At 76.5% G+C, this 4,348-nt stretch carries 2 protein-coding genes and 1 pseudogene; all 3 read right to left on the bottom strand.

Annotation, left to right across the window (positions count from 1 at the left end; genetic code table 11):
- Positions 1-375, bottom strand: a pseudogene (locus FK498_RS17590) (ankyrin repeat domain-containing protein); the annotation flags it as partial.
- Between the two features lie 31 nt (positions 376-406).
- Positions 407-2,497, bottom strand: a complete 2,091-nt coding sequence (locus FK498_RS17595; protein ID WP_141856867.1) for a hypothetical protein — start codon at positions 2,495-2,497, stop codon at positions 407-409.
- A 2-nt stretch (positions 2,498-2,499) separates the two neighbouring features.
- Positions 2,500-4,348: DUF4159 domain-containing protein (locus tag FK498_RS17600; RefSeq protein WP_141856869.1), on the bottom strand; the 1,849-nt coding region annotated here is incomplete at its 5' end.

Here is a 4,348-nt window from a genome sequence, read left to right on the forward strand (position 1 = left end):
CGCGGTCACCGGGCTCCGCGGCTGCACCGCGCGGGAGGGCGGCGCCGAGACGGCCGGCGCCGGCGCGGACGGGCGGCTGCTCACCCGGCCGAGCGACATCAGGTAGAAGGCGATGTCCGCATGTCCGAGATCGATCGCAAGATCGAGCGGCGTCAGGCCCAGCACGTTGCGCGCGCCGGTATCCGCCCCGGCGCCGACCGCCGCGCGCACCTGGTCGAGGTCGCCGAGATTGATCGCGTTGAACAGCGCCTCGGTCGGGTTGGCGGCGGCCTCGGGTGCGGGGACGGCGGCCGGCGCGCCGGGCCGCGGGGCCTGGGCGAGCGCCGGCAGGGCGGACAGGAGGGCCAGGAGGCCGAGGGCGGAGCGAGCGATCATCCGCGGGTGATAGCGCGGATCCGGGGCGGGATCACCGCCCCTCGCGCCGCCACGCCCAGACCGCGCTGCCCAGCACCAGGAGCAGCGCCGCCCAGGGCGGCATCAGCGGCAGGTCGGCCACCCCCGTGACGACGTGATCGCGGTTGCGTCGCAGCCCCACCCAGCCCTGTCCGCGCGAACTCCGCTCCGGCAGCACCCGGCGCAGCTCCGGCAGCCCCTCGGCCAGCCACAGCACCGCCCCGCCCGAGCGCGCCGCCGCGGCTCCGGCCGGCTCGGCGGAGGCGCGCAGATCGGCGATCTCGAGCGGGTTCGCTGCGCCGGCCGCGCCGAAGGCGAAGCGGGTGCCGTCGCTCACGCGCCACACCCCGGGCTCGGCGGCCGGCAGCTCCAGGATCGCCCGGCCCGGCCCGGCCGGCTCCGCGCGATGGATCGAGACCGCGCCGGTCGGCGAGGTCAGGGTGAGCTCCGGCGGCGGCCCCTCGGCGATCGAGCGCCGCTCCACGATCAGCCGCTCGCCCTCGACATGGACGCGCAGATCCTCCTCCTCGAGGTCGGGCTCCTTCATCAGCCAGTGCGCGACGCGGCGCAGGATCTCGCCCTGCGGCCCGCCGCCGTCGTGGTTGCGGCTCCAGAGCCAGATCTGGTCGGTGAGCAGCAGCGCGACCCGCCCCTCGCCCACCCGGTCGGCGATCAGCAGCGGCTCCTCGCCCGGCCCGCTCATCAGCACCTGGCCGCGCGGCGGGGTCGCCTCGATGCGGCGGTACCAGCGGCCCCAGGCCGGCTCGGCCTCGCCCATGTTGGCGCCCGGCAGCGCCGCCGTGATCGGATGCCGCTCGCCGAGCTCGGTGACGCGCGCGCGGTAGGGCATCTCGACCACCCGGCCCGTCGGGCTCGCCGGCAGGACCTGGCCGAGGGCGGTGTTGTAGAGGCTCGCCGGGCCGACGAATTCGGGGCCGACGCTCATCAGCAGCGCGCCGCCCGCGCGCACGTAGTCGGCGATGTTGCGCAGGTAGATGGGCGGCAGGATGCCGCGGTTGGTGAAGCGGTCGAAGATGATGAGGTCGAACTCGCGCAGCTTCACCTGGAACAGCTCGCGCACCGGGAAGGCGATCAGCGCGAGCTCCGAGAGCGGCGTCAGGTCGTCCTTCTCGGGCGGGCGCAGGATGGTGAAGTGGACGAGATCGACATTCGGATCGGCCTTGAGCAGGCGCCGCCAGGTGCGCTGGCCGGCATGCGGCTCGCCCGAGACGAGGAGGACGCGGAGCCGGTCGCGCACGCCGTTGATCTCGACCACGACGCGGTTGTTGATCAGGCTGACCTCGCCCGGCCGCTCCTCGGCCTCGATCTCGATCACGCTGCGCCCGGCGCGCTCGATCGGCACCGCGATGACATGCTCGCGCCCGGGCGTCACCGGCGTGCGCCGCGGCGCCGCCCCGTCGCGGCGCTCCGTCAGCATCACCGGGCGGCCGTCCGGGGCGCCGCCGAGATCCTCGACCGTGACGCGCACCTCGACGCTGCGGCCGACGATGCCGAAGGGCGGCGCCTGGAGCACGCGCACGCGCCGGTCGGTCTCGCCCGGCCGGCCGGTGAGCAGCAGGTGGAACGGCGCGCCGCCGGTCGCCTCGGCGATCGCCGCCGGATCGTCGCCGGGCGTGTCGTGGATCTGGCCGTCCGTCAGCGCGAGCGTGCCGGCGAAGCGGCCGCGCGGGATCTCGGCCAGGGCGCGGGCGAGCGCCTCGAACAGCCGCGTCCCCGCGCTGCCCGTCTCCGGCACGGTGACGGTGCGCAGCTCGAGCGCCTCGAGGCCGCGCGCGCGGGCCTCGAGCTCGCGCCGGGCGGCGGCCGTCTCCGCGGCGCGCGCGCCCACGCGCTGGCTCGCGGTCTCGTCCACCAGCAGCACGGCGATGTCGGTCAGCCCCTGCCGCGTCTCCTGGACGAGGCGCGGATTGGCGAGCGCCAGCACCAGCACCAGCGCGGCGAAGCCGCGCAGCCACGCCCCGCGCGCGCGCCGCCACAGCGCGAGCCCGACCGCCGCGGCAGCGAGGGCGGCGAGCAGCGCGAACAGCGGCAGCGGCAGCAGCGGATCGAACACGACGGCCGCGAGCGCGCGCGTGCCCTGCATCGCTACTGCCCCAGCCGCTCGAGGATGATCGGCACGTGCACCTGGTCACCCTTGTAGTTGCCGGTGAGCGCGTACATGACCAGGTTGACGCCGAACCGGTACGCCAGCAGCCGCTGCCGCGCCCCGCCCGGCACGGCGGCATAGGGGTTGCGCCCGGCCGCGTCGATCGCCCAGGCCGCCGCCCAGTCGTGCCCGCCGATGATCACGGGGCTGACGCTGTCATTGGCGCGGTCCTGGTCGCGCTGCACCCAGACCTGGCCGCCGATCCAGCGGCCGGGGAAGTCGGTGAGCAGGTAGAAGGCGCGGGTCAGCACGTGATCCGCCGGCACGGGGGCGAGCGGCGGGATCGACAGCCCGCGCGTGACGCGGCGCAGCGCGGCCTCCGCGCCGGCGTTCATGCCCTGGCCGGAGCCCGCGTCGCGGGTGTCGAACAGCACGATCCCGCCTGCCGCCATGAAGGCGTTGATCGCGTCCGTGCCCGCCTGGTCGAGCGCGGCCTGCTCGGCGGTCACCGGCCAGTAGAGCAGCGGGAAGAACGAGAGGTCGTCCACCCCCGGCGTCACGCCCATCGGCTCGGCGAGCTGGGCGGCGGTGCGGCGGTTGACGAAGTCGGTCAGGCCGACGAGGCCGGCGCGCGAGACGGCATCGATCTGCGGCTGGCCGGTGACGACGAAGGCGAGGCGCGTCTCGAGCGCGGCCTGCATCGGCTCGACCTGGGCGCGGGCGGGCGCGGGCAGGAGCGCGAGCGCAGCCAGGAGCGCTGCCGCGCGCGCCGCGGGCAGCGGCCGGATCAGCCCGCGCAGCCAGAGCGCCAGCACCAGGTCGAGGGTCAGCAGCAGGAGCGCCGCGCCGAGCAGCCAGGGCCTCAGGTCCCGCGAGGCCGCCTGCTCGCCGAGCGGCCTGAGCGCTGCCCCCTCCGGCACGACGAGCGGGACCGGCCGGCCGACCGCGGCGCCGAGATTGAGCGCGCGCCGCGCCGCATCCGGCCCGTAGAAGCCCGGCGGATGCCGCGGCGAGGGCACCGTCGCGTCGATCGCCGCGGCCGCGATCCCGGTGGCGAAGGCCGAAGGCGCGGAGAGCCGGCCGAAGCCGTCCAGCGTCTCGAAGGGGGCGAGCACCGCATCGCCCGCCGCCGCGGCGACGCCGGCCGAGAGCTGCACCAGCCGCTGCAGCATCTGCACGAACAGACCCGAGAGCGGCAGGGTCGACCACTCCGTGTTGGCGGTGACGTGGAACAGCACGATCGCGCCGCGCCCGCGCGTCTCGCCGGTCACCAGCGGCGTGCCGTCGGCGAGCCGGGCCCAGGTGCGGCGCGCGAGATCGAGCGAGGGCTCGGCCAGCACCTGGCGGGTGACGCGCACATCCGCCGGGACCGCGAGCCCGGCGAAGGGGCTCTCGTCGGGGAAGGGCGCCAGGCGCGCGGGCTGCTGCCAGGAGAGCGCGCCGCCGAGCTGGCGGTCGCCGCCGCGCAGCCGCACGGGCAGCAGCCGGTCGGGCCGTGCCGCGAGCCGCGGGCCGGCGAAGCGGACCAGCACGCCGCCCTCCTCGACCCAGCGCTCGAGGTCGACGGTCTCGGCCGGCGTCAGGGTGTCCACGTCGGCCAGCACGATCACCGCGATCTCGCGCGCGAGCAGCTCGCGCACCGAGCCGCGGCGCAGCTCGGTGAACGGCGCGAGCGCGCGGTCGAGGTAGTAGAGCGGGCCGAGCAGCGGCTGCTCGGCGGTCTCGGCCGCGCCGGCCATCAGCCCGACCGGGCGGCGGCGCCAGCGCTCGTCGAGCAGGGCGACCGCGGCGGCGGAATTGGCGTTCTCGATCGCGAGCGCCGCGAGGCGGTTGCGCAGCTCCGGCGGC

This window comes from Elioraea sp. Yellowstone (assembly GCF_006704265.1).
Taxonomy (GTDB): domain Bacteria; phylum Pseudomonadota; class Alphaproteobacteria; order Acetobacterales; family Acetobacteraceae; genus Elioraea.

Excerpts from the sequence above, each read along its gene's own strand:
- FK498_RS17595 (WP_141856867.1), bottom strand. The coding sequence starts at position 2,497 with ATGCAGGGCACGCGCGCGCTCGCGGCCGTCGTGTTCGATCCGCTGCTG.